This window comes from Mucilaginibacter sp. 320_HR, from assembly GCF_059691875.1.
The window spans coordinates 64,305-86,974 of sequence record NZ_JCAWAI010000005.1; the positions used below are offsets into that span (position 1 = coordinate 64,305).

A 22,670-nucleotide genomic window follows, 5' to 3' on the forward strand; every position below is an offset into this window, starting at 1 on the left:
AGAATGCTCTGTGATCATCCGGATGGTTAATCCTGTGATCCGCTATTCCGCTTACCCTGCCGGATATGATGAATTTCATAACCTGCTGCTCAATATTGTTAAAGTTTTAGGTGATGGCTATATCCTTCAGAAACAGGATATCATCAGCCGGTCACCCTGGAACGGCAGGCCCGCAGAGGAATATCTGCAGCAGAAATATAACCAGCATTTCGAAGGACGCGAATGTCTCCGCGTCGAAACTTACCTGACCATCACCCGTCAGCCTAAGAAAGGGGCATTTTATGTGTATGATGGCCGTATGCTCCTGGAATTCCGGCAGGCTGTTGCCAAGGTGCTCGATATTCTCCCATCACCATCGGTACTTAGTGAAAAGGAAATTAACCGGCTGGTGATGCAGGTGCTGAGCATGGATTTCAGCAGTGCTCATATCAGCCTTAATAACCTCGCCCCGTCTGAAACAGAGATTCGCTCCGGAGATAAAACGATCCGCAGCATCTCTCTGGTAAACATAGACAGTATTGATCTTCCGCCTGAAGTCAGCACACATATTGAACTGAATGACCGGGAAAGCATCCGGGGATTCCCTGTAGATTTCCTGTCATTTTTATTCCGGGTTCCCGGATGTGATGTTATCCTGTTCAACCAGGTGATAGAAATTCCCGGTCAGGTCATGACCCTGCGAAAACTGGAGCAGAAGAAAAAACGTCATTCAGGCATACCTGATCCGGCAAATCAGCTCTGTGTGGAAGATATCGACCAGCTGCTGAATGATGTGGCAAGGGAAAACCAGCTGCTGGTAAACTGTCATTTTAATATCCTGATCGCTGCACCGGCCGGCGCAGTTCAGAAAGCAGCCAATTTTATTGAAAGTTCCCTTTTTCAGCTTGGGATCATACCCAGCAGGAATGCTTATAACCAGCTTGAACTGTTCCGCTCAGTTCTTCCGGGAAATGCTTCAGAACTTAAAGCTTATGATTGGTTCCTGACGACCTGTGATGCGGCAGGCTGTTTTTTCTTTAAGGAATCCCTGCCGAAAGATGATGCCTCCGAGTTTCTGATCAGGTTTACCGACCGGCAGGGACTGCCTGTCGGTATTGACCCGTCCGACCTGCCCATGAGAACGGGCAGGATCAATAACCGGAACCGCTTTTGTCTCGGCCCCAGCGGCAGCGGCAAAAGTTTTTTCATGAATTCCCTGATTGAGCAGTATATGCTCTACAACATGGATATGGTGATTGTTGATACCGGACATTCTTATTCCGGACTTTGTTCCTACTATAACGGCAAATACATTACTTATTCTGATAAGTCGCCTATTACCATGAATCCGTTCCGGATCACGGAGGAGGAATACAATATTGAAAAAAAAGATTTTCTCTGCACGCTGATCGGCGTAGCCTGGAAAGGCGCAGAAGGTACTTTCAGCCCGGTAGAAAGGGATGTGGTAGCGAATGTCATCTCAGCTTATTACAGTAAGTTCTTCGCTGAAAACGGCGATCTGAGATTTGATACTTTCTACGAGTTCGCACTGGAAAAGATACCGCAGATCAAAGCTGAGGAAAAGATCATTTTTGATTTTGACGAGTTCCGCTATGTCCTGAAAAAGTTTTATAAGGGAGGTGAATTTGCACCCATCCTGAATAAGGAAGCTGACAAATCCCTTTTTACCGAAAAGTTTATCGTGTTTGAGATCGACTCGATCAAAGAGCACAAGATCCTCTTTCCGATAGTAACGCTGATCATCATGGATGTATTTATCCAGAAAATGCGTTACCGCTCAGACCGCCGTAAAGCGCTTGTAGTAGAGGAAGCCTGGAAAGCAATTGCCAGTCCGCTGATGGCGGGGTACCTGCTTTATCTCTATAAAACTGTCCGCAAATTCTGGGGCGAGGCCATTGTAGTGACGCAGGAACTCGGCGACATCATCGGCAACGCCGTCGTAAAAGACAGTATCATCAACAACTCCGATACGATCTGCCTGCTTGACCAGACCAAATTCAAGGATAATTATCAGGACATCGCCGCACTGCTTTCTATTAACGAAACGGAACGCCGTAAAATCTTTACCATTAACCAGCTGGATAATACCGAAGGCCGGGGACGCTTCAAGGAAGTTTATATCAGGCGCGGTGCCGTAGGCGAAGTGTATGGCGTGGAAGTATCACTGCAGCAGTATCTCACTTATACAACGGAAAAGCCGGAAAAATCTGCGGTCGAAAGCTATACCAGCCGGTACGGTTCCTATCCCGAAGGGCTTGATGCCTTTGTGGCTGATTACCACAGCAGCGGGCTTTCACTTCCTAAATTCATTCAACAGGTCAATCAAAAATCAATATCATGAAAAGGTTAATTGTTATCGTTTTATTACTCTGTTTTAAAACCGGATTCGCCCAGGAACTTGTTATAGACCCGGTTACTTCAGGAGCGATTGCTGTCAATGCCGGTATCATTAACGGTCAGCTGAATAATACAAATAACAAGCTTGACCTGATCCAGAAAGGACAGCTCGCTGTCAGCGGGCAGCTGGTTATCGTCAATAATCTTCAGAATAAGATCTATAACGGTTTGAGCCAGGTTGCTTCAGTACTTAATAATCTCACAACCATTAAAGAGATTGCAGACTGCGGTAGTGATATCGTAAAGGATGTCGAATCTTCGGTTCAGCTTGCCCGGTCGAGTCCGGTACTGCTTCTCTTTGCCGAACAGGGTGCAAGGGATTTTCAAACCAGAGCAGCCACGCTCGCTGCGGATGTCAGCGCTTTTGTGCTGAAAGGCGGTAATGGCAACCTGATGGATTCCGGTGAGCGCGGCAAACTGCTGAATCATATTGCCCAGGAAATGCGCATACTCAGAGGGATCGCCTATGGCATGAACCGGTCAATGTACTGGGCCAAAATGAACGGTGTTTTCCGCTCGCTTAATCCCTGGGCCGAATGGCAGAATCAGGATGTGAGGATCGCCACTGATGTACTGAACAACGCTAAATACCTTAAACAATGAAAAAGTATATAATGATCGGCGTTCTTGCTGCAGTCAGCCATTACGCATCCGCTCAGCAGAGCGTGATCAACATTGTCGGAATTCACCAGCTTGTTGATGAATCGGTTTCTGAAAATAAGATACAGGTTAAAGCAAGAAATCAGCAGGCACTGACCTCGGCCAATGAACAGGCCAATCTGACCCTGCTTGCCAAACTGAAGAATACTTACCGTACGCTTCAGCAGCGTTATAATACACTCGGAACGGCCATTGATCTGGCAGATATCGGAATTTTTGCGTCTCCCATGGTCAGCCGGATCATCAGTAACCAGGCACAGATTATTGCGCTCGCAGAAAAAAATCCCGCACTGATTGCCATCGGGTACCGTTCTGGACTGCAGTTTGCCGAAAAGGCTAAAAGCCTGCTGTCCTACGTCGCAGGTCTTACACTCTCACTTGGTGTTGTGAACCAGATGAAAGCATCTGACCGGAAAATACTTTTCGATTACGTGATATCTGAACTCAGCAATGTGCAGGATCTGTCAGGAAATATGCTTAGCCTGCTCAGCTACTCTAATTTAAGTTCAGTGCTGCGCGCTGCCAATCCGTTTCAGAATTTCATTGATGCGGACAAGTCAATTGCAGGTGAAATCATCCAAAACGCTAAATACTTAAAAAGATGAAAAAACTGCTTATAATTTTTGCCGCTTTTACAGGGTTAACTGCCTCCGCACAGCAGGTGGTCATCGATCCGCAGCATTTTATTGCAGTTACAGAAAATGGAATTGCCCGGAGCGCCGCCGAATCAACCCACGAACAGTATCTGGGTAAAATAAACAGCAATCTGGAAAACCTGAATACAAATGCCGGTTCAGTTGTACTTGCACAGACTATGATATACAACGGCCTGTCCAACGTGAACTCTGCTTTGAAGAACGGGCTGGAGGTAAAAAACATGGCCGTGATCATTGCCGATATGACCGGATATATTAGTCAGGCACTTGCACTGGCCAGATCGGAACCTTATCTGCTGCTTTTTGTAAACCAGATTTCCGGCGAGATGCGCACGAGGTCGCTTGCGCTGGTTAATGATGTATCAGGCTTCGTGCTGAAGGAAGGAAATAATGTATTGGCCGATTATAATTCCCGTGATCAGCTGCTCCGGAAAGTAACCCAGCAGCTGCAGATCCTTGACGGTCTGGCTTACGGGGCCTGGAAGGCGATGTACTGGGCACACGAGCGTGGTATCATCGCTTCACTTGATCCTTTTGCCGGGTTCATCAATACTGACAGGCGGATTGTATCCGACATCATTCAAAATGCCCGCTATTTGCGGCAGTAAGTCACCGGCAGGCAGCACCGCTGCCTTGCCATAAATCTAAAAAATCATGAAACAGTTCATTTTTACAGCAGCAGTATTCCTGCTGTCCCTGCAAAGCTATGCGCAGTCGGTGGTTACTGATAAAAGTATACGGTACCAGCAGGAACGTATGGTTTTCAAACAATGGGATCAGAATAAATTCACACCCACCTCCGGCTTTTTAGGACTTAACCCCTGGTACTGGCTGACCTGGGGGTTTTTCTATCCCAATTATCATAAAACTGATTTGCGCCCGCTAAGCGGCTCAGGTCCGCAGACCCAGCGGCTGGCTTTGGTTGCTGCCATGAACAGTACGGACAACAGCTATAAACTGCAGTCCGATACGTTACGGAACAGCGCCCTGTCAGAAATAGCCGGGCAGTCTGGCCTGGTCTCGGGAGCCGATCCGCTGTGGATGCTTTATTACAGCAATGAATTCAAGCCGGTGCTGAATAATTCAACGGCATCAATCCTCGCGGGATTGTCACCGCAGGTCAGTTCAAAGCTTGTTACCGAAGGGCTGTACAGCTGGTATAAAAACGAGCTGGACAGGCTGAAAGAACGTATCGAAGGCGCACACAGCGCCGATATGGAAAGAGGGGCGCGTATCATGGCATACCACCGGCTGCTGCAGGAATACCGCAGGCTTTCGGGTGTCTGGGCGATCCGTACGGCCTCCGCCCAGACAACCATGGCGATGGCCGCACAGCAGCAGCCACTTAAATCAAATCAGGTGACTGCCCCTGACTGGACACCCCAGACGGATATTCAGATCGCCGCTAAAGTTTTACAGCATATCCAATGAGAAAGAAACTAATACTAATATTGCTGCTGTTACTTGGAGTGACGGCAGTTTTCGCCCAGCCCGCAGGCGGGATCAGCAATTCCAAAACACTGGAATACCTGCAGGGCGACGGCGTTTATGAAACCGGCGTAATGGTGTTCCTGAAAGGGCTCAAAGATTCGGTATGGACACATTTCGATCTCTTCATCACGGATGCCAAAGCGCTCGCGGCAATTTTTATGATCATATTTTTTGCGATCAAATCCTATGAGATGATGGTTGGCGATAAACGCATGGAGATCATGCCGCTGCTAAGGCCCTTCGGACTGGCTATGGTCATTCTCTGGTGGGGAACTTTTGTTAAGGTGATCGCTTTTCCAACTGACCTGGTGACCAATCAGACCGAACAGATGTTTGAAAGTGAACAGACCATTGTAAACAATCTCCGCCTGAACCGGGCTGACCTGATGCTGGCAGTAGCCAATTCACTTTATACCTTTCAGGCCCAGACGGAGGTGGCCGAGAAAGAAAGCGACACCTGGTACGGTCAGGCCTGGGATTCTGTAACCAGTACGGTCAAGCAGGGGATCAGTACGGTAGTATCACCGCTGATCGAACTTAAAAACAGGCTTACCGTGGGCATGCAGCTGCTCTTTACCCAGCTGCTTGAACTGCTGGGAATATGGATTCTCCGGATCGCGGTGTATATCATATTTATGCTGCAGATCATTTATTCTTCGATCCTGATCATTCTCGGTCCGTTTGCCGTTGCCGTCAGCATCCTGCCGGCTTTCCGTGACAGTTTCAGCACCTGGATCGCCCGGTTTGTTTCCGTAAATCTGTACTCTGGTATTGCTTACCTCATCATGTATCTGATCGGGCTGATGCAGGAATATGCGCTAACCTCCGAGATTAGCAAATACCAGGAACTTGTGGGCCGTGACGGCCTCAGCGCCAACCTTGAAAAAATGGCATGGTTTGCCGGCAACGGAATATTGTCCTTCGGAACCGTAATCATCGTTTTTCTGATCGGGGCCATCTGTATGTTCACCGTACCCAGTATTTCCACCTGGATCATTTCAACTTCAGGTATCAGTTCTGCAACTTCCACCTTTGGAAGGAGTGCCGGTATAGTCGCTGCTGTGGCGAGAAAAGCCTCCGGAAGTTTCTTTTAACAGTTTTTGCCAACCTGTAAAGCTGCTCATGCCGGGCGGCTTTTTTTATTCAACAAATTATGATCATCAAAAATATTGAAGCCAAAATACGGCTTGCCGTATTCATATCGGCCGGAAGTTTGCTTACCGCACTTGTCATTGTCGGCCTGAATAGTTTTTACTCCTATAAAATGGTTTCCAATGCTCAGAAGAGTATTTATATACTGGATAACAGCGTGCCGATCCTTGCCCGGCAGACGGATATGCAGCTTAACCGTCCGGCGGAATACCGTGCGCATGTTGACCTTTTCCACTCGCTGTTCTTTTCACTGACGCCGGATGATAACTATATGGAGTATCAGATGAAAAAGGCGATGTACCTGATCGATGAGAGTGGTATGAAGCAGTATAATGACCTGAAGGAAAAAGGCTTTTTTAACTCTATTCTTTCCTCAAGTTCGGTGCTGACACTTGAAACTGATTCGATAGCGGTCGATGTCCCGAAGCACTATTTCCGGTATTACGGCAAGCTGAAGATCGACCGGCGAAGTTCCACTGTAGTGAGATCACTCATCACGGAAGGCTATCTTAAAGATATTCCCCGCAGCGATAATAATCCCCATGGCGTACTGATCACCGCATGGAAAACCCTTGAAAATAAAGACCTCGAAGATGTGGAGAAAAATACATTCTAACCGCGATCCGAGGGATACGCTGTTCAGCGAATTAAAAAAAGAATTCCGTCCCTGGGTAATTGCAGTCAGCGGCGGGACCTCAAAACTGCTCGCCGGTCACCCCAGATTCTTTTTCTGTGCAATGATCGTGCTGATGCTTGTTTCGGCAGGCCTTTCCTTTACCGTTTTTAGGCACCGCGAAAAACCCGTTGATGAAACTATAAGCCGGGGGAATAACCCAAGCCCGGTGGAAGACGGCTTCAGGCAGATCATGAAAACCACCGGCGAACTGCAGCAGACCATCAGGCTGAAACATATTGTTGACAGCCTGACCGCTAAAAAACAGCTGACACCGGCAGACAGTACAGCGCTCGACAGCGCACTGAACCGGCTACAGCATATTCACCCATTAAAATAATCAGCTATGAATATCAATTTTAAGCAGCCCAAATATGTGCTGCCATTGCTTGCCCTGCCTTTCCTGTGCCTCTTTTTTTACATATGGCACAGCGGATTTTCAAAGCCAAAGCAGGAGGTTAAACAGGAAGCCGGTCTTAACGGTTCTGTCGGGAACGTTTCCTCTGATGTGCGGAAAAAAGAACTTGCTGATAAGCTTGATGCCTACCGCAACACCTACAAGGAGGCTGACGGTTATTCCGCCGTAAATATAATTCCCAAAGAAGCTTCGGCCAATACATCTTTTAAGGACAGCTACACCGGGAGGGAAAAGCAGACGCTGGATTCAATCGACCGGGCCATGAAGGAAAAGTTCAATAATCCCCAGCCGCCTTCGCGTGATAAAATCCTGGACGGAATGCTGAACAAGATGCCCCGGCAGCAGCGTCAGCCTGCAATGCCTGGCCCGCCAAAGGAAAAAGACCCGATGGAGGTTTTTAAAATGCAGATGGCCTACATGGATAGTGTAAGCAGATCCAATGATCCGGAATATAAGGCCGAACGGCAGAAAAAGCTGGCTGCAGAGCAGGCTGCACTTAAAAAGGCGGCTGTAAAAAAGCTGACCGTAAGCAAAGCCGGTGCCGGAGATGAGGACTTTAATACCGTCAAACCTGCGGATAATGACCATTTTATAACGGCTGTTATAGATGAGAATGTTACCGGCTATGCAGGTTCACGTCTGCGGCTCAGACTGCTCGAAGACATCCGGGCTGGTGAGCACATGATTCCGAAAGGCACTTACCTTTTTGCCCAGATCAGCGGGTTTTCCGAACAGCGCGTCACGCTGGCCATCACCAGTATCTTATCTGCCGGCAGTATCCTGCCGGTAAAGCTTGAGGTGTACGATCTTGACGGTATGCCGGGGCTGTATGTTCCGTCCTCGGCTTTCAGGGAGTTTACCAAAGACCTTGGCGGAAGTTCCGTACAGGGTGTGACCATTGACGGCAATTCAGGCGGAAGCCAGTTTATCATGAGTTCGGTGGATAAACTTTTTCAGTCCACTTCTTCGGCTATCGCAGGACTGATCCGCAAGAACAAGGCTAAAATGAAATACAACTCCTACATCTACCTGATCGATACCGATGCCCTGCAGAATGCACAACACTGACCGGTGCTCAGGCTGTTAACACTTCCCATTCTATTTACCCATATAATTTCTAAAACCAGCATTAAATGAAAAAGCTTCTTTTTTATATCGCCCTTTTTATGTCCGCTGCTGTACATGCACAGGACAGTCTTAAAACAGTTTTCCTGCAGAAGGATATAACAATTCATTTTATTTCCCCGGAACCGATCCGTTACGTGGATATTTCCTCTAAGGCCGTCGCAGGTGACCTGCCGCTGTCCAATGTGCTGCGCATAAAGCTGAAAGATACTGCTGCGCAATTCACCGAAGCGCTGGTCACTATTGCCGGAGAAACTTTTATAGTCCAGTATCATGTACTGCCCGGCCGTAAAACAGCTAACACGGAAATAAATATTCTTCCCGGCGATACGAGGCCGCTTGATATTTCCGGTATCGGTTTTTCGCAGAACCAGCTTAAAACTATGGCAATGGCGGTTTTCGCTGAAAAGCCGGACGGCAAAGTTGAAAAGGCAAAAGCTTTCGGCCTTACCGGACGTGTGAACCATGTTTACAGCGCAGGCGATTATCTGTTTCTGGATATCAGCTATAAAAACGCCACGAGGATCAAATATGATATTGAAGACCTTCGTTTTCGCATCGATGATAAAAAGGTGACCAAAGCTTCCAATGTACAGTCCTTTGAGGTCAGACCCGAATTTGTATTGTTCAGGAACACGGAATTCAGTAAACGGTACCGCAATATTTTCGTATTCCGGAAAATGAGTTTTCCTGGCAATAAGGTCTTGATGGCAGAACTCAGTGAAAAGCAGGTTTCCGGCCGGATACTGACCCTTCAGATCTCTTACCAGGATATCCTTCATGCGGATATTCTTCCAAACTGATTTCCTATGACATCGCTGATCGCCTATGACTACGTAAGGCTGATCCTGGAGGAAGAGTTCCTCGGGGCCTACATGAGCTTTGTCAGTAACGGTATTCTCCGTTATGAACTGACCAATATTCTGGAGGTATGCGCACCGCTGCTGACAGGACTTGATGAAGATGACCGGTTTCTCAGGTATGAAGTAACCGGCACCATAGCACTTTATTTAGCGGAGGTATGACATGGCATTCAACAGTAGTAAAAAACTGGCTGATAACATGGCAGCCATTAGCATTGCGCTGAATTATATCGGGCAGCGCCTTTCTCAGGATGAAATAAACCTCCTTGCCGGGTATTCCGGATTCGGCGGAATTAAGGCAGTTCTTTTTCCCGCAGGCAAAGATGACGACTGGCAGCAGTACGATATATCGCAGGCAGATCTTAAACTTTGGCCTCAGGTGATGCAGCTGCATGAACTGCTGAAGGGCAAACTTGCTGAAAAAGATTACAAGAGGACTTTTGATTCACTGAGCAACAGTGTCGGTACGGCATTTTACACACCTGCCTGGTTTCCCGAAACTGTCTATAACGTGCTGAAGGAGAATAATATTCTGCCGCGCCGGGTTTATGAAACGAGTGCCGGAGCAGGAGTGTTTGTGCTGGAAGCCCTGAAGGCATTTCCGGAAATCGAATCGGTCAGTGCTGTAGAAAAAGATATACTGACCGGTAAAATTCTTACCGTACTCAGCCAGGCGGTCAGCAGCAAAATTAATGTTCAGGTTCGCGGTCTGGAGGAAACATCCCCGAACGAAAAAGGACAGTCCGATCTCGTGATCAGTAATATTCCCTTCGGCAATTTCGCGGTACATGATCCCGCCTTCAACAGCAGCGGGATCTCATCCCGTATCCACAATTACTTTTTTGCAAAAGGGCTGGATAAACTGGCGGACGGCGGAATACTGGCCTTTCTGGTTACCGATGGGTTTCTGAACAGTCCGTCAAATGATGCCGCCCGAAAATATCTTTTTACTTCGGCTGACCTGATCAGCATATCAGCTTTGCCAGCGAATATGATGAAGGAAAATGCAAACGTGGAAGTTGGCACACATCTCATCATCGTTCAGAAGAACGACCGTAAACAAACGCTGAGCGAAGCTGAAGGCCAGCTGATCGCTACTGAGGAACGTGCAGGCAGCAAAGGTAAATATTACCTGAATTCTTACCTGTCTTCACACCCTGAACTCTTTATCGGAGATGAAATTATTGAGGATACCAATGCTTACGGGCAGGCTAACCTTACCGTCTGGCATAACGGTGATATCGCTGATGTAGCTGCAGAATTAAGATCACAGGTGCAGCAGGGAATTATCGCGAATTTTGACAAGACCAGATGGCTGACCTTAGACTTTGGCCGGCAGCAGTCACCGCAGCGAAAATTTACTTTTCTGCCGGTACCGGAGGAAACCGGTTTAGCGCCGACAGGTCAGCTCGGCCTTTTTGATGCCGTACCTGAAGCCAACAGCAACAAGGCGCAGTCTTATCTCAATGAACTTGACCTGGCGGCTGTAGAAGGTTCAACCGCACGGGTGATCAGTACGGTGCGTACTACGGCGCGTCCGCTGCATGACAGCATTGTGCTGCTTACGGCAAGAGCCAGATCAAATAACCGTTACTGCTACAAGCTGTTCAGCAATGTCGCCGAAATAACTGTTTCTGCTAAATGGCATTCCGGGCTGGCGCTGGGGAATGAACTGGATCTGCTATCGGGTAAACTGAAATATTTCGCTTATGACTTTCGTTATGAAGGGGATACCAGCCTGCAGCCTGCATTTAATCTTTCGCCCGACCGGCCAAAAGCATTTTCGGATCTCAAGCCATTTTACGAAAAAGGCACTCTGGTTCTTTTTGAAGGAAAAGCTGGCCTGATCTGCGAACCGGCCAATGGCGGAGCCCCTTTCCGTCCCCTTGAAGAACAAAACGGTATGGCATTTTACCGGGACTATATTCAGCTTCGTGATGCCTATATGCTGCTGTTTGGACTGGAAGCAGCGCAGAAAACCCCGCTGCCGGATCTGCGGGAACTGCTTAACCAGCATTATGATTCCTTCAGGAATAAATATGGTGAACTGAACAGACCCGGAAACCGTTCCCGGATACTCGCTGATGAAGCTCTGGGATTTAAGGTGATTGCCTCGCTGGAAATTAAGGATAATGACAAATTCGTTCGTTCCGATATTTTCCATGGGCCTGTGTTTCTTCAGGAAACGGCTTTCAAAACCGCCGATTCAGGTGACGCGCTTGCCCGCTGCCTGAATGATAACGGGCGGGTGGATCTGAATTGGATCATGGAAGCTACCGGGCTTAGTGAAAGCGACCTGGTTTACCAGCTGGAGAATCAGATCCTGCTGAACCCGTCTAACAATGAATGGCAGACCACTGATCATTATTTGTCCGGCAATGTCGTTGAAAAGCTGCTTGCCGCTGAAGAAGCGGTGAGGAATGATCCTGAGAACTTTCAGTATCTGCGCAGCCTGACCGCGATCCGCAGGGTTCAGCCGGACAAAATACCTTTTGAACTGCTGGACTTTAACCTTGGTGAACGCTGGCTGCCGGTAAGCTATTATGAACGGTTTGCAGAAGATCTGTTCAAGCTTCCGGCTGATATTACTTATTTTCCTTCTGTTGATACTTTTAAAGTTACCTACGGCAGGGGCAACACCACTACCGATGAGGAATTCGCCGTAATTCCCAGACAAAGCGATAAGCTGACAGGCCGTACCTTGCTGGAACATGCACTGGAAAACACCACACCGCATATTACTTATCCGGTAGATGACGGTGACCGGGTGCGCCGCGTCCCTGATACGGAAGCCATTCAGGCGGCCCACCGCAAAATTGAAAATATCCGCAGCCGCTACACAGAATGGCTGCGGCAGCTGCCTGCCGGGGATAAGCAGATCATCGAAAAACTATACAACGACACCTTTAACTGTTATGTCCTGAGAGAGTATGACGGCAGCCACCTGCAGTTCCCCGGCCTTGATCTGAAGGCGCTTAATATTCCCGGTCTTTACAGTTCGCAGAAAGATGCCGCCTGGCGGATCATTCAGAACCGGGGTGCACTCGTCGATCACGAGGTCGGCCTCGGAAAAACTCTGACCATGATCATTGCAGCGGTCGAAATGAAGCGGCTGGGTATCGTTCATAAACCGATGATACTTGCGCTGAAAGCTAACGTCAGCGCGATCCGCGATACATTCCGGCAGGCTTATCCCAATGCGAAGATTCTCGCACCGGGCGAAAACGATTACCTGCCCGCGCGCAGGCAGCGGCTGTTTCATGAGATCAAAAATAATAACTGGGACTGTGTGATCATTACTCATGACCAGTTTGGTATGATACCGCAGTCGCCCGAAATCCAGCGGCAGATCTACGAAGCGGAACTGGATAACGTGACCCGTGATCTCATGACACTTCAGGGCCTTGGGGCAGCGATCAACAAAGCTATGCTTAAGGGACTGGAGGTCCGTAAAAATAATCTTCAGGTCAATCTCAATGCGATCATTTATGCAATTGAGAACCGGAAAGATACCGGGATCAACTTTCAGGAAATGGGTGTCGACCACCTTTTTATTGATGAATCGCATAAGTTCAAGAACCTCACATTTACCACCCGCCACAATCGCGTGGCCGGACTAGGCAATATGCAGGGCAGCCAGAAAGCGCTGAATATGCTGTTTGCCGTGCGCAGCCTGCAGGAGAAATTCGGCGCAGACCTTTGTGTAACGTTCCTTTCAGGGACGCCGATCTCCAACAGCCTGACCGAAATGTACCTGATCTTCAAGTACCTCAGGCCGAACGAAATGGAAAGGCAGCGTATCAGCAACTTTGATGCCTGGGCAGCAGTATACGCCCGCAAAACGGTTGATTTTGAATTCAGTGTCACCAATGAGATCAGGGCCAAGGAACGATTCCGCTACTTTATCAAAGTGCCGGAACTTGCCCGGTTTTACAACGAGATCACCGATTACAAAACGGCCACGCATATCAGCCTGGACAAACCGGTGCTTGACGAGGTGCTGGTAAATATTCCGCCTACTCCGGAACAGCAGGATTTTACGCGCAGACTAATGAAGTTTGCCAAAACAGGAGATGCCACGCTCATCGGCCGTCAGCCGCTGACCGCGAGCGAGGATCTCGGCCGTATGCTCATCGCCACCAACTACGCCAAGAAAATGGCGGTGGATATGCGGCTTGTCAGCGACAGCCGGTACGGAGACCATCCCGGAAACAAGGTAAGTATCTGTACTGCAAATGTCGGCAGGGAATACCGGGAAAGCAGTGAACATAAAGGCACACAGATCATTTTCAGCGATATCGGTACACCGAAACCGGACGGATTTAATATTTATGATGCACTGAAGAATAAGCTGACTGCTGAATATGGCATCCTTGATTCGGAGATCACATTTATCCATGACTGGATTGACCGTAAAAAGCCGGAACTATTCAGAAAAATGAATGCCGGTGAGATCCGCGTCCTGATCGGAAGCACAGAAAAAGCCGGTACCGGCCTGAATGTGCAGCAGCGGGTTGTTGCGATGCATCATCTCGATATTCCCTGGAAGCCTTCTGAACTGGAACAGCGGGACGGCAGAGGTGCACGGCAGGGCAACTGGCTCGCTAAAATGTTTTCCGGCAATAAGGTTAGAAATTATATCTATGCCGTTGAGCAGTCACTGGATAACTATAAGTTCAATCTGCTGAAGAACAAGCAGACTTTTATCAGTCAGATGAAAAAGAGCGAACTGAGTGTCCGTACGCTGGATGAAGGCGCAATGGATGAACAGAGCGGAATGAATTTTTCTGAATACATAGCCATTCTTTCCGGCGATACCTCACTGCTCGAAAAAACGAAAGTCGAGAAAAAGGTTGCTGAACTGGAGGGCTATAAGACATCTCACTTTAAGGATGTTGCCAGAAGCCGTTACCTGCTGGAGGACACTGAAAAGAAAAAATGTGAAACCGCAGATATGCTGTCCAGGCTTATTATCGATGAAAAGGCTTACCTGAATGCCCTGAAGCATGACCCTAAGGGGAATAAGCTTAATCCGGTAAGGCTGTATAGTGAACCTGAAGCAGACCCTGAAACGCTTGGCCGGAAATTCATTGACCTGTACAGAAAATGGCGTCCCGAATCTTCAGAACACACAGATCATAAGTTTGGTGAGTTATATGGATTCGGTTTATTTGTTAACCGGCAGCTGGCCTGGGTTCAGACGGAACAGGGAAGCAAATATGATTACGTCAGCACTCTGTATGCTGAAAGCAGCCTGACTGGCATAAAGTATATGCGTAACAACGGTGTTCCCTCCACGGAAAATCCTAAAACCGCTGCGCGGTATTTCCTTAACGCCATTGATCATGTCAGTACGCTGGTCGGCAGGTACCGGGATAAACTGGAAAAACTGGAAAAAGAACTTCCCGTTGTCCGGGCGCTGACCGAAAAACCTTTTGAACAGGAAGGAATACTCCGTGACCTGAAAGAGGAACTTGCCGCACTTGAACTGGAAATCAGCCGGAAGATCGAAGCCAGGCAGCAGGAACCCGAAACCGAAGAGATCTTTGACGGGGTTACGGAAGCTGAAGAATTGACTTACCAGCGGTCAAAACGCTGATGAACCGTCCCGGCTGATTCAGCCGCCGCACATTTTAATCAAAAATTTATGGAAGAAACACGAGAACAGCAGAAGCTGCATGGCTTTCTGCAGTGCGGCATCTATTTATCTATCCTGCTTGAAGCCTCAGTATTTATTTACAAACGCGCCCCTTTCTGGGGCGTTTTTGTTTCACCCCTTGAAAAGATAGGTCATATCATAATTTACAGCAGTCTGCTGTACAGCAAGCTCGCTACCTTTTCCCTGATCTGCCTGGTCAGTATCGGTACGCTGGCAAAAAAGAAAACTGATCTCGACCCGAAGAAACATATTGTTTACCCGCTGGCTCTGGGGCTGGTACTCTTTTTCGGATGTGTGGTCTTTCAGGGCCGGCCTTCGCCAGAGGCTTTCCCTTATACCAGCTGGTATGACATGGCTTACCTGATGTGCTCTTTTGCCGGCGCGGTACTCATCAGCATCTCCATGGATAACATATCCAAAATGATCAGTTCCGGGCTGGGCAAAGACAAATGGAACACGGAGGCGGAAAGCTTCATGCAGCCTGTTAAGAAGATCGATACGCCGTATTCGGTAAATATCCCCATGCTGTTTTACCATGACCGTAAGGTGCGCAAAGGCTGGATCAACCTGTGCAATGTATTCCGGGGAACGATAGTGATCGGTACACCGGGTTCCGGTAAAAGCTTTTCTGTGGTCAACCCCTTTATCCGGCAGCTGATTGCCAAGGAATTCGCGGTATGCCTGTATGATTTCAAATTCCCGGATCTCGGACAGATCGCCTATTACCATTACCTCAAAGCGAAACAGGCCGGAAAGCTGAAGGGATACACTTTTCATGTGCTGAATCTGAACGATCCGGAGAAAAGCCGGAGGATCAATCCCTGGCGCGCAGATTATATCCGTTCGCTGGCTGATGCTGCCGAAACAGCCGAAGGCCTTGTGGAGGCGCTGAAGAAAGGTGATAAATCCGGCGGCAGCGACCAGTTTTTTACCCAGTCGGCCATTAACTTTCTGGCATCCTGTATCTATTTTCTCAGCAAGTACAGCGACGGTAAATATTCCAGCCTGCCCCATGTGCTGGCTATGCTCAACCGCACGTATGAGGAAATATTCAATGCGCTCGTATCTGAACCGGAACTGCGCTCACTGATGTCACCCTTCATGACGGCTTACAATGCCAAGGCTTTTGATCAGCTGGAAGGACAGATCGGTACGCTCAAGGTTTTTATCAGCCGGCTTGCTACCAAGGAAACCTACTGGGTATTCTCCGGTGATGACTTTGACCTCAAAATCTCCGGCAAAGACAGCCCCGGTATACTGGTGCTGGCCAATGATCCCAACACCCAGAACATCAATTCGGCCTGCTATTCCATCGTCATTAACCGCCTGACCAAGCTGATCAACACCAAAGGCAATCTACCTTCAGCGCTGATCGTGGATGAGGTGCCAACGCTGTTCGTCCATAAGGTGGAAAATCTGATCGCCACGGCGAGAAGCAATAAGGTTGCCGTGCTGATGGGTCTTCAGGAACTGCCGCAGTTTAATCAGCAGTACGGCAAAGACACCGCTGCTACCATAACTTCAGTGGTGGGCAATGTGCTTTCCGGCTCGGTAAGGAACAAGGAGACCCTTGAATGGCTGGAACGCCTGTTCGGCAAATCCAAGCAGATCGGCGAAGGCCTTTCAATTGACCGCAATAAAACTTCAACCTCCCTGAACGAAAAGCTGGAGGTGCTGATTCCTGCGGGCAAGATCGCTTCGCTAAACTCCGGTGAAATGGTCGGCGTGATCGCCGCGGATGCCCAGGAAAAATTCACCGGGCAGTTTGAAACCTCTGCGGTTAACTGCCGCATCGACCTCAATATGACTGAAATAGCTGCGGAGGAAAAGAATTACAGGCCCCTGCCAGCGTACTATGATTTCAGCGGCCGCAAGGATGAAAAACTGCGGCAGAACTTCAACCGGATCACACAGGATATAGAAAACATGGTGCTGCTTTTTAAGCCCGCCAATTCAGTAAAATCAAAAATAAAGTAATATGAAAAATAACGAACTTCTGGGAACACTGGTACTGGTAAATCCCGAAATAGAAAATGACCCTGCCGGACGCAAAGGGGAAATTGGTGTGGTGGCTTATGTAGATGATCCAAATGATGAGATATACCTCCGCTTTCCCGATGAATTTGAAGCGGTTTATCCGATGGATGCTGTTTTCGCACTTAAAGAACGGGAGAAGATTTTTGCCGCTCAGGAAGCTGTTACCGCGCCGGTAGACCTGAATGGTTACAAGGATCTCTACAAAATTACTACGCTGCAGGATATGGGCAGGAGCATAGATATCTGGAACGCGCTGGAAATTGCCAGGGACAATCCGGGTATCTGGCCGAACAGCCTGATGACTGTTGGTGAAGGCCAGAACCGTCAGCAGTCGCAAAGTTTTGCACGATGAAAACGCTGCTGCTGTACTGCCTGATCTGCCTGCCCTTAAAGCATCTGCAGCTCACCTCTCTGTATGGTTACCGGCATCACCCGCTGAACGGCAGGCTTGCCTTTCATTCCGGCATAGACCTCCGGGCACACCGCGACACCGTGTTTTCCGTCGCGGACGGCACAGTCGCCGGTGTGAGTTATGATCACGGATTTGGTATCCATATCCGAATTGTTCACGGTCCTGTTGAGACCCTTTATGGCCATCTCAGCAATGTATTCGTCATGAGCGGCGATAGTGTGCTGGCCGGCCAGCCAATCGGTATCACCGGATCTACAGGACGGGTTACCGGAGAACACCTTCATTTTGCGGTGCGCTGCGGAAAGCAGCCGCTCGATCCTCTTGAATTCATTTATCAGAATATTTTAAAAAACAAAAATCATGAGTAAAAATTTCAAACCGCTTTACGTGCAGGTTGCCGAAAAGCTTACTGCCGAATTCAAAGCCGGCACATCACCAATTCAAAAACCGGTAAAAGGCAACGGCGTTCCGGCCTTTGTCCCTCCGGTAAATCCCATAACCGGAAAAGGCTATAGCGCGATGAATGCCATTAACCTGGCATTAAAAGGTTTTGATGACCCGCGCTGGATGTCGGCTGATTCCGCCAGCTTTAACGGTTACCTTGTTAAGGAAGGTTCCAAAGGAACACTGATCACATTCCCCAAAGGAAATGAGATACAGGCCATCAGGACACCTGACGGGGCCAAAGTCAAAGGCGAGGATGGCAAAACCCAGACCAGAACCATTGAATATGATAAAGTGCAGAATGGTAAAGCATTCCTGTTCAATGCAGCCCAGATCAAGGATATTCCGCCGCTGGAAGAGTGGCTGGCTTCGCGGGAAAGCGGCGAACAGCTGTCACCGCTGCAGAAAGCTGAAAAACTGCTTGCCGACAGCAAAGCAGTGATCGTTCATGGCGGTCAGGAAGCCTTTTATGATAAGGCAAAAGATGTGATCCATCTTCCGGAGATGGAGCAGTTCGACAATGAAACGAAATACTATCAGGCGGCCATCCACCAGCTTGCGCACTGGACGGGCCACGAAAGCCGCCTTAACCGGAATATGGAAGGCCGCTTCGGCTCTATCGAATATGCGCATGAGGAACTCCGCGCATCCATAGCTGCTATGCTGGTTGGTGCAGAACTTAAGATCGGTCACAGTTTCGGCCAGCATCCAGCGTATTCCGGCAGCTGGGCAAAAATCCTGAAAGACGATCCTTTTGAAATTTCACGCGCATCTGCGGATGCCCAGAAGATAGCGTCAAAGCTGCTGGGTACTGACCAGAAACGGGATTTGAAGCAAACTAACAGCACCTCCGCAACCCTGGCTAAAGGTGATGAGATCTTTTACAACGATACCACCTACAAGGTGCTTGATAAAAAGGGAAAGAGTTTCGAAATGGAAAAATCGGATACCGGTGAGAAGTTCAGGCTTAAGCCGACCGATAAGCTGTTCAGCAGCCTGATCGAAGCCCGCAATAATCCGGCGAAACAGGAACTGGAAATTGAAGAAGGACAATCAGCAAAAATAGGGAGATAAGAAATGAACCTGATCAGTTTTAAAGAAAAAGATCTTCCAATCAAGGAATTGGAAACTATCGGCCTGGCTTCAGGCGGGCAGCTGCTGCTTAATGTGGATGATCTGAAAGCACTGCTTTCCGGAAGGAGAACCAGCCTGATGCAGTTGAAGAACCTGGAAGCTGACGGCATACAGATTAAGGCAATGGATGCTAAGATCAGCCTGCGTACGAACAGGGACGGCAGAACAGATTTGCTGATCCATCCGATCTACCGCAAACCTGCTACCCCTGATTTTCTGGATGATAACGAAGCACGGCAGCTGGAAAAGGGAGAAGTTGCACACTACCTGAAAATCACCAAAGATGATAGGGGCAATCAAAAAGAAGTGCTGGTGGAATATGATGCCGAAACAAGGGAGTTCATCGTGTCCGATACGGAGAAGATCATGGCTCCGGATATGGTGAACAGCGAATTCCTGACACCCGCCCAGAAAGAAAATTACCGCAAGGGCAGGGAAGTGGAACTGGCCGACAAAACCTCGTTTAGCTATTCGGGCACCGATATCCACGGTATCCGATCCAACAGGCTGGCGCTGGTTGCCTCCATACTCATTGACGGCGGGCTGTCCTTTATGGTTTATCAGGGACTGAATGCCGCTTTCGGCAAAAAGCATGATCCGAAAGAAGCCGAACAGCTGAGCCCCGGTTATTACAGCGCTATGGAAGATCTGGAAGACCAGCGTCCGGCAATTGATAACAGCCATATCCGGTTCAGTACCCAGACCCGCACCGGCCGCTGATGCATCCGCTGTTTGCAGAGCTTGGAGTTCCGGCGGAACTCCAGGCTTTTTTTCAGCTTCAGGAACCGGTATTCAGCTATGAACAGGATTATGAATATTTCGGCAGGAATATGCACTTTGTTCCCACAACACAGGGAATGTGGATGGCCGGAAATTACACAGCATCCGAACTGATCATCACAACATGCGCCATGGAAGCCATTGCTTATCTCACGCTGAACCTGCACCGCTATCCGGTGATCAGCGCCGTTTCGCTGATGGCGCTCGGCTGTCTTCCCTGCAAACCACAGCTGGAATGGATCACATCCTGCTGCCAAAAAAGAAAAATAACACTCGTTCACAGTAAAGACCTGACAGGCCGGCTTGCAGATATCCGCGTAGCGGCTGGCATACGTAACCGGGAGATCCGGCTGGACTGGAACGGAAATGCGGTTATCTGCCGTGCCAACGGTCGTTCATTTTCTGTGAACCCGGAATCGCTTACCCTCAACTCATTTGAAAAAGCAGCAGGTTTACGAAGCGGTATCCGCACCAGAAAATCTAATCTGCATAACACCTATTTAGAACAACTCAGATATGAACAACAACAATGAACTGCTCCTGAGGCCTGCGGTAAGTTACGCCGTCCTGAAGGTGCTGCCACTGATCTGCCTGTCAGTTATTTTTCTACTGCTGGCCTGGTGGCTGTCGCCTTTCTTTTTATTTTTCAGCTTTGGTGTACTTGGAGTGGCCTGGTACAGGCTGCTTTACATCCGCAGTTTCAAATATCTCATCAGTGCTGAGATAATCAGGATCAGCCGCGGCATATTTTTCAAACGCGCGGATCAGCTTGAGATGTACCGCATCAAGGATTACATCATTACCCAGTCCTTTATGCTGCAGTTATTCCGGCTGATGAACCTGACACTGAAAAGCACAGACCCGGAAAATCCCGTGCTCTGCCTCTCCGGAATTCCGGAATCGGACATCGTGGATACGATCCGCGATCATGTGCAGGAAGCGCGGAAAGACAACCATATTTATGAATTAATTAATAATTAAATTTGTTTTTCTGCCGGGATATTGGTATTTTTAAGTGTTAAATCGTTATGAAAACTGCGTTCTATTTTACAGCAACCTGTCTGATCTCGACCTTCGCATTTTTTGGTGCGCTGGCCGCAAAAAATCCTTTTCCATGCTTTGGTATCGCCTTCGGCATATGGGCCCTGTTTATCTGGGGCTGCAGCAGAAGAGCAAAGAAACAGGCAGAAAGACGCTTCCATGAGCGGATGTTCAGTGATTTTATGCGCTCGAAAATGAGGCATCAGATCCGCCGCTGACAAAATAAATATTTATTAGATTGCGTTATTATTTTGGTGAGCAACCCGCTCACTAATTGTGATAAGGTTTAGGTTAAAATCCCCTGGCGGCGAGCGTTCAGGGGATTTTTATTTCCGGCTGGTCACGTTTCATAGCGCGTCCCTTATTTTTTTACCCTTTGAATTTTATGGAAACTGAAAATAGCCGCCCGCTGTCACAGGCCGAACTGGTCGCCTGGCGACTGGCTGGCAGACTGCCGCATATTGACATTAATGGCTCAGACTTTACCATTGATCTTCGCCTTCAGGAACTCCGGGAAACCGAATCACCCTGGAACCGGTTGGATATCAGTGAACTTGAAACATCTATGGAAGCTGACTGCCTGCTTTTCTTTTATGATACGAAACAGCACCGTATTTACGAACTGGATGATGACCTTACCGAGCTGCCTGAAAATGTAGTATTAGTTAAACTTCCGGATGAGCTGACACTTGATCCGGTAGCCGCCGCCCAGAGCGTTGGCTACAGTGACGACCGCTTTCTTGATGAATATCCTATTCAGGAAAATCTTAAAGCCGGAATAAAGAACCTATCTGAAACTTTTCTCCCTGATTTTATCAGAGAGAATTTAGAAAAGCAGAATAACCACCGCCAGCCGGGGCGATAGCTGCACCAAAATATCATCGTTTCAGGATCTCATTTTTTACTACATTAGTGCTTCACGTATTTGATGAAGCACTTTTTCATTTTCCTTTTCATTCTATCTTCCTTTTTAGTAAAGGCTCAGGTGCCCAACGCCGCTTACGTAAGAGCGCTTTATAAAAAATATCCCACACAAAAATCCAGTCTTTGCCCTTCGTGTCTGCTCTGGGTAAATCCATATTTCAAATCTATAGGCGATACGCTTAACCACACGCCAAAAATCACTTATTATATTTATACCAGGGAGCACCGTGAAGAACAGGAGCGCCTGAATTTACCGCGAAAGGGAATCTACGGTTCATGGCATTCCGTAGCAGGCCAGCCTGATGAAACCAAAGTTTACCGGCAGGCCAACAAGATTATCGGCCAGCCAAATTCAGCCCGAATGATTGCCAAAGGCCACTGCCAGGCTTGGATTCTTTTGGCATGGAATGCTGATGCCGCCATTTTATCTGATACCTATACGTTTAACGCGGGGATGGAATACCAGGGACAGAACGTGGGAACAGAAATAGCTACGGAAGAACTTTGCCGGAAGCTGACTGGCTTTAAATCAGAGGCGGTGACAGACAGTGTGAAGATCTGGTGCGGGACATTTGGGAGACAGAATGCCTATACTAATTACGGCTTGCAGGTAGCCGTTCCATCGCATTATTATAAGATTATTCAATACTACGACCGAAATGTTGGCGGCCGCATAGTACTTTGTTACTGGATGCCCAATTTACCAACAGAGAAAAAGGAATCGTTATTCAGATGTATTATCACACATGAGGGGCTGGTTAAAAATTTGGGATTTGATCCAATGATCATTTTTCATGAATAATA

22 protein-coding genes are annotated in these 22,670 nt (G+C 48.3%); all 22 read left to right on the forward strand.

Annotated features, from left to right (window positions below; translation table 11 throughout):
* The first annotated feature begins 22 nt into the window (after nt 1-22).
* The 22 genes from AC59GT_RS17645 (at nt 23) to AC59GT_RS17750 (ending at nt 22,668) form a co-directional block, all read left to right on the forward strand.
* The gene (locus AC59GT_RS17645; RefSeq protein WP_497238858.1) at nt 23-2,341 is read left to right on the forward strand and encodes a TraG family conjugative transposon ATPase; all 2,319 of its coding nucleotides are present in this window, start codon (nt 23-25) and stop codon (nt 2,339-2,341) included.
* A complete protein-coding gene (locus AC59GT_RS17650; protein ID WP_497238859.1) occupies nt 2,338-3,000 on the forward strand; it encodes a hypothetical protein in 663 nt (220 codons plus the stop codon). The genes AC59GT_RS17645 and AC59GT_RS17650 overlap by 4 nt, the downstream gene beginning before the upstream one ends.
* Nucleotides 2,997-3,662: a hypothetical protein gene (locus AC59GT_RS17655; RefSeq protein ID WP_497238860.1), complete on the forward strand. Its 666-nt coding sequence runs from the start codon at nt 2,997-2,999 to the stop codon at nt 3,660-3,662. Before AC59GT_RS17650 ends, AC59GT_RS17655 begins: the two co-directional genes overlap by 4 nt.
* Complete coding sequence (locus tag AC59GT_RS17660; RefSeq protein ID WP_497238861.1) at nt 3,659-4,321, forward strand: hypothetical protein; 663 nt, start codon at nt 3,659-3,661, stop codon at nt 4,319-4,321. Before AC59GT_RS17655 ends, AC59GT_RS17660 begins: the two co-directional genes overlap by 4 nt.
* Nucleotides 4,322-4,367: 46 nt before the next feature.
* Nucleotides 4,368-5,144, forward strand: coding sequence for a hypothetical protein (locus AC59GT_RS17665; RefSeq protein ID WP_497238862.1), 777 nt, complete (start codon nt 4,368-4,370; stop codon nt 5,142-5,144).
* Nucleotides 5,141-6,298 (forward strand): TraJ family protein, encoded by a 1,158-nt coding sequence (locus AC59GT_RS17670; protein ID WP_497238863.1) that lies wholly within the window; start codon nt 5,141-5,143, stop codon nt 6,296-6,298. The genes AC59GT_RS17665 and AC59GT_RS17670 overlap by 4 nt, the downstream gene beginning before the upstream one ends.
* 59 nt (nt 6,299-6,357) lie before the next feature.
* A complete protein-coding gene (gene traK, locus AC59GT_RS17675) occupies nt 6,358-6,972 on the forward strand; it encodes a conjugative transposon protein TraK (protein WP_497238864.1) in 615 nt (204 codons plus the stop codon).
* A complete protein-coding gene (locus AC59GT_RS17680) occupies nt 6,950-7,369 on the forward strand; it encodes a hypothetical protein (protein WP_497238865.1) in 420 nt (139 codons plus the stop codon). Before traK ends, AC59GT_RS17680 begins: the two co-directional genes overlap by 23 nt.
* A 6-nt stretch (nt 7,370-7,375) precedes the next feature.
* Nucleotides 7,376-8,515, forward strand: coding sequence for a conjugative transposon protein TraM (gene traM, locus AC59GT_RS17685; protein ID WP_497238866.1), 1,140 nt, complete (start codon nt 7,376-7,378; stop codon nt 8,513-8,515).
* Nucleotides 8,516-8,580: 65 nt separating this feature from the next.
* Nucleotides 8,581-9,375, forward strand: a complete 795-nt coding sequence (gene traN / locus AC59GT_RS17690; protein WP_497238867.1) for a conjugative transposon protein TraN — start codon at nt 8,581-8,583, stop codon at nt 9,373-9,375.
* A gap of 6 nt (nt 9,376-9,381) precedes the next feature.
* A complete protein-coding gene (locus AC59GT_RS17695) occupies nt 9,382-9,597 on the forward strand; it encodes a hypothetical protein (protein WP_497238868.1) in 216 nt (71 codons plus the stop codon).
* Nucleotide 9,598: 1 nt separating this feature from the next.
* Nucleotides 9,599-15,034 (forward strand): helicase-like domain-containing protein, encoded by a 5,436-nt coding sequence (locus AC59GT_RS17700; protein WP_497238869.1) that lies wholly within the window; start codon nt 9,599-9,601, stop codon nt 15,032-15,034.
* Nucleotides 15,035-15,082: 48 nt separating this feature from the next.
* Complete coding sequence (locus tag AC59GT_RS17705; RefSeq protein ID WP_497238870.1) at nt 15,083-17,071, forward strand: type IV secretion system DNA-binding domain-containing protein; 1,989 nt, start codon at nt 15,083-15,085, stop codon at nt 17,069-17,071.
* Nucleotide 17,072: 1 nt separating this feature from the next.
* The gene (locus tag AC59GT_RS17710) at nt 17,073-17,483 is read left to right on the forward strand and encodes a hypothetical protein (protein WP_497238871.1); all 411 of its coding nucleotides are present in this window, start codon (nt 17,073-17,075) and stop codon (nt 17,481-17,483) included.
* Complete coding sequence (locus AC59GT_RS17715; RefSeq protein WP_497238872.1) at nt 17,480-17,911, forward strand: M23 family metallopeptidase; 432 nt, start codon at nt 17,480-17,482, stop codon at nt 17,909-17,911. Before AC59GT_RS17710 ends, AC59GT_RS17715 begins: the two co-directional genes overlap by 4 nt.
* The gene (locus tag AC59GT_RS17720) at nt 17,904-19,061 is read left to right on the forward strand and encodes an ArdC family protein (RefSeq protein ID WP_497238873.1); all 1,158 of its coding nucleotides are present in this window, start codon (nt 17,904-17,906) and stop codon (nt 19,059-19,061) included. Before AC59GT_RS17715 ends, AC59GT_RS17720 begins: the two co-directional genes overlap by 8 nt.
* A 3-nt stretch (nt 19,062-19,064) precedes the next feature.
* Nucleotides 19,065-19,841, forward strand: coding sequence for a DUF4099 domain-containing protein (locus AC59GT_RS17725; RefSeq protein WP_497238874.1), 777 nt, complete (start codon nt 19,065-19,067; stop codon nt 19,839-19,841).
* Nucleotides 19,841-20,434 carry a hypothetical protein gene (locus tag AC59GT_RS17730; protein WP_497238875.1) on the forward strand — a complete coding sequence of 198 codons (594 nt, stop codon included), beginning with the start codon at nt 19,841-19,843 and terminating at the stop codon, nt 20,432-20,434. Before AC59GT_RS17725 ends, AC59GT_RS17730 begins: the two co-directional genes overlap by 1 nt.
* On the forward strand, nt 20,418-20,882 hold the full coding sequence (locus AC59GT_RS17735) for a PH domain-containing protein (RefSeq protein ID WP_497238876.1): 465 nt from the start codon (nt 20,418-20,420) through the stop codon (nt 20,880-20,882). Before AC59GT_RS17730 ends, AC59GT_RS17735 begins: the two co-directional genes overlap by 17 nt.
* Nucleotides 20,883-20,929: 47 nt before the next feature.
* Nucleotides 20,930-21,160 (forward strand): hypothetical protein, encoded by a 231-nt coding sequence (locus tag AC59GT_RS17740; protein ID WP_497238877.1) that lies wholly within the window; start codon nt 20,930-20,932, stop codon nt 21,158-21,160.
* Nucleotides 21,161-21,327: 167 nt separating this feature from the next.
* Nucleotides 21,328-21,807, forward strand: a complete 480-nt coding sequence (locus AC59GT_RS17745) for a hypothetical protein (protein ID WP_497238878.1) — start codon at nt 21,328-21,330, stop codon at nt 21,805-21,807.
* A gap of 63 nt (nt 21,808-21,870) precedes the next feature.
* Nucleotides 21,871-22,668 (forward strand): DNA/RNA non-specific endonuclease, encoded by a 798-nt coding sequence (locus tag AC59GT_RS17750; protein ID WP_497238879.1) that lies wholly within the window; start codon nt 21,871-21,873, stop codon nt 22,666-22,668.
* Nucleotides 22,669-22,670: the final 2 nt, after the last annotated feature.

What these genes read in the sequence shown, in the direction of transcription:
- AC59GT_RS17645 (WP_497238858.1), top strand. Translation starts at nt 23, where the DNA reads ATGGTTAATCCTGTGATCCGCTATTCCGCTTACCCTGCCGGATATGAT.
- AC59GT_RS17650 (WP_497238859.1), top strand. Translation starts at nt 2,338, where the DNA reads ATGAAAAGGTTAATTGTTATCGTTTTATTACTCTGTTTTAAAACCGGA.
- AC59GT_RS17655 (WP_497238860.1), top strand. Translation starts at nt 2,997, where the DNA reads ATGAAAAAGTATATAATGATCGGCGTTCTTGCTGCAGTCAGCCATTAC.
- AC59GT_RS17660 (WP_497238861.1), top strand. Translation starts at nt 3,659, where the DNA reads ATGAAAAAACTGCTTATAATTTTTGCCGCTTTTACAGGGTTAACTGCC.
- AC59GT_RS17665 (WP_497238862.1), top strand. Translation starts at nt 4,368, where the DNA reads ATGAAACAGTTCATTTTTACAGCAGCAGTATTCCTGCTGTCCCTGCAA.
- AC59GT_RS17670 (WP_497238863.1), top strand. Translation starts at nt 5,141, where the DNA reads ATGAGAAAGAAACTAATACTAATATTGCTGCTGTTACTTGGAGTGACG.
- traK (WP_497238864.1), top strand. Translation starts at nt 6,358, where the DNA reads ATGATCATCAAAAATATTGAAGCCAAAATACGGCTTGCCGTATTCATA.
- AC59GT_RS17680 (WP_497238865.1), top strand. Translation starts at nt 6,950, where the DNA reads ATGTGGAGAAAAATACATTCTAACCGCGATCCGAGGGATACGCTGTTC.
- traM (WP_497238866.1), top strand. Translation starts at nt 7,376, where the DNA reads ATGAATATCAATTTTAAGCAGCCCAAATATGTGCTGCCATTGCTTGCC.
- traN (WP_497238867.1), top strand. Translation starts at nt 8,581, where the DNA reads ATGAAAAAGCTTCTTTTTTATATCGCCCTTTTTATGTCCGCTGCTGTA.
- AC59GT_RS17695 (WP_497238868.1), top strand. Translation starts at nt 9,382, where the DNA reads ATGACATCGCTGATCGCCTATGACTACGTAAGGCTGATCCTGGAGGAA.
- AC59GT_RS17700 (WP_497238869.1), top strand. Translation starts at nt 9,599, where the DNA reads ATGGCATTCAACAGTAGTAAAAAACTGGCTGATAACATGGCAGCCATT.
- AC59GT_RS17705 (WP_497238870.1), top strand. Translation starts at nt 15,083, where the DNA reads ATGGAAGAAACACGAGAACAGCAGAAGCTGCATGGCTTTCTGCAGTGC.
- AC59GT_RS17710 (WP_497238871.1), top strand. Translation starts at nt 17,073, where the DNA reads ATGAAAAATAACGAACTTCTGGGAACACTGGTACTGGTAAATCCCGAA.
- AC59GT_RS17715 (WP_497238872.1), top strand. Translation starts at nt 17,480, where the DNA reads ATGAAAACGCTGCTGCTGTACTGCCTGATCTGCCTGCCCTTAAAGCAT.
- AC59GT_RS17720 (WP_497238873.1), top strand. Translation starts at nt 17,904, where the DNA reads ATGAGTAAAAATTTCAAACCGCTTTACGTGCAGGTTGCCGAAAAGCTT.
- AC59GT_RS17725 (WP_497238874.1), top strand. Translation starts at nt 19,065, where the DNA reads ATGAACCTGATCAGTTTTAAAGAAAAAGATCTTCCAATCAAGGAATTG.
- AC59GT_RS17730 (WP_497238875.1), top strand. Translation starts at nt 19,841, where the DNA reads ATGCATCCGCTGTTTGCAGAGCTTGGAGTTCCGGCGGAACTCCAGGCT.
- AC59GT_RS17735 (WP_497238876.1), top strand. Translation starts at nt 20,418, where the DNA reads ATGAACAACAACAATGAACTGCTCCTGAGGCCTGCGGTAAGTTACGCC.
- AC59GT_RS17740 (WP_497238877.1), top strand. Translation starts at nt 20,930, where the DNA reads ATGAAAACTGCGTTCTATTTTACAGCAACCTGTCTGATCTCGACCTTC.
- AC59GT_RS17745 (WP_497238878.1), top strand. Translation starts at nt 21,328, where the DNA reads ATGGAAACTGAAAATAGCCGCCCGCTGTCACAGGCCGAACTGGTCGCC.
- AC59GT_RS17750 (WP_497238879.1), top strand. Translation starts at nt 21,871, where the DNA reads ATGAAGCACTTTTTCATTTTCCTTTTCATTCTATCTTCCTTTTTAGTA.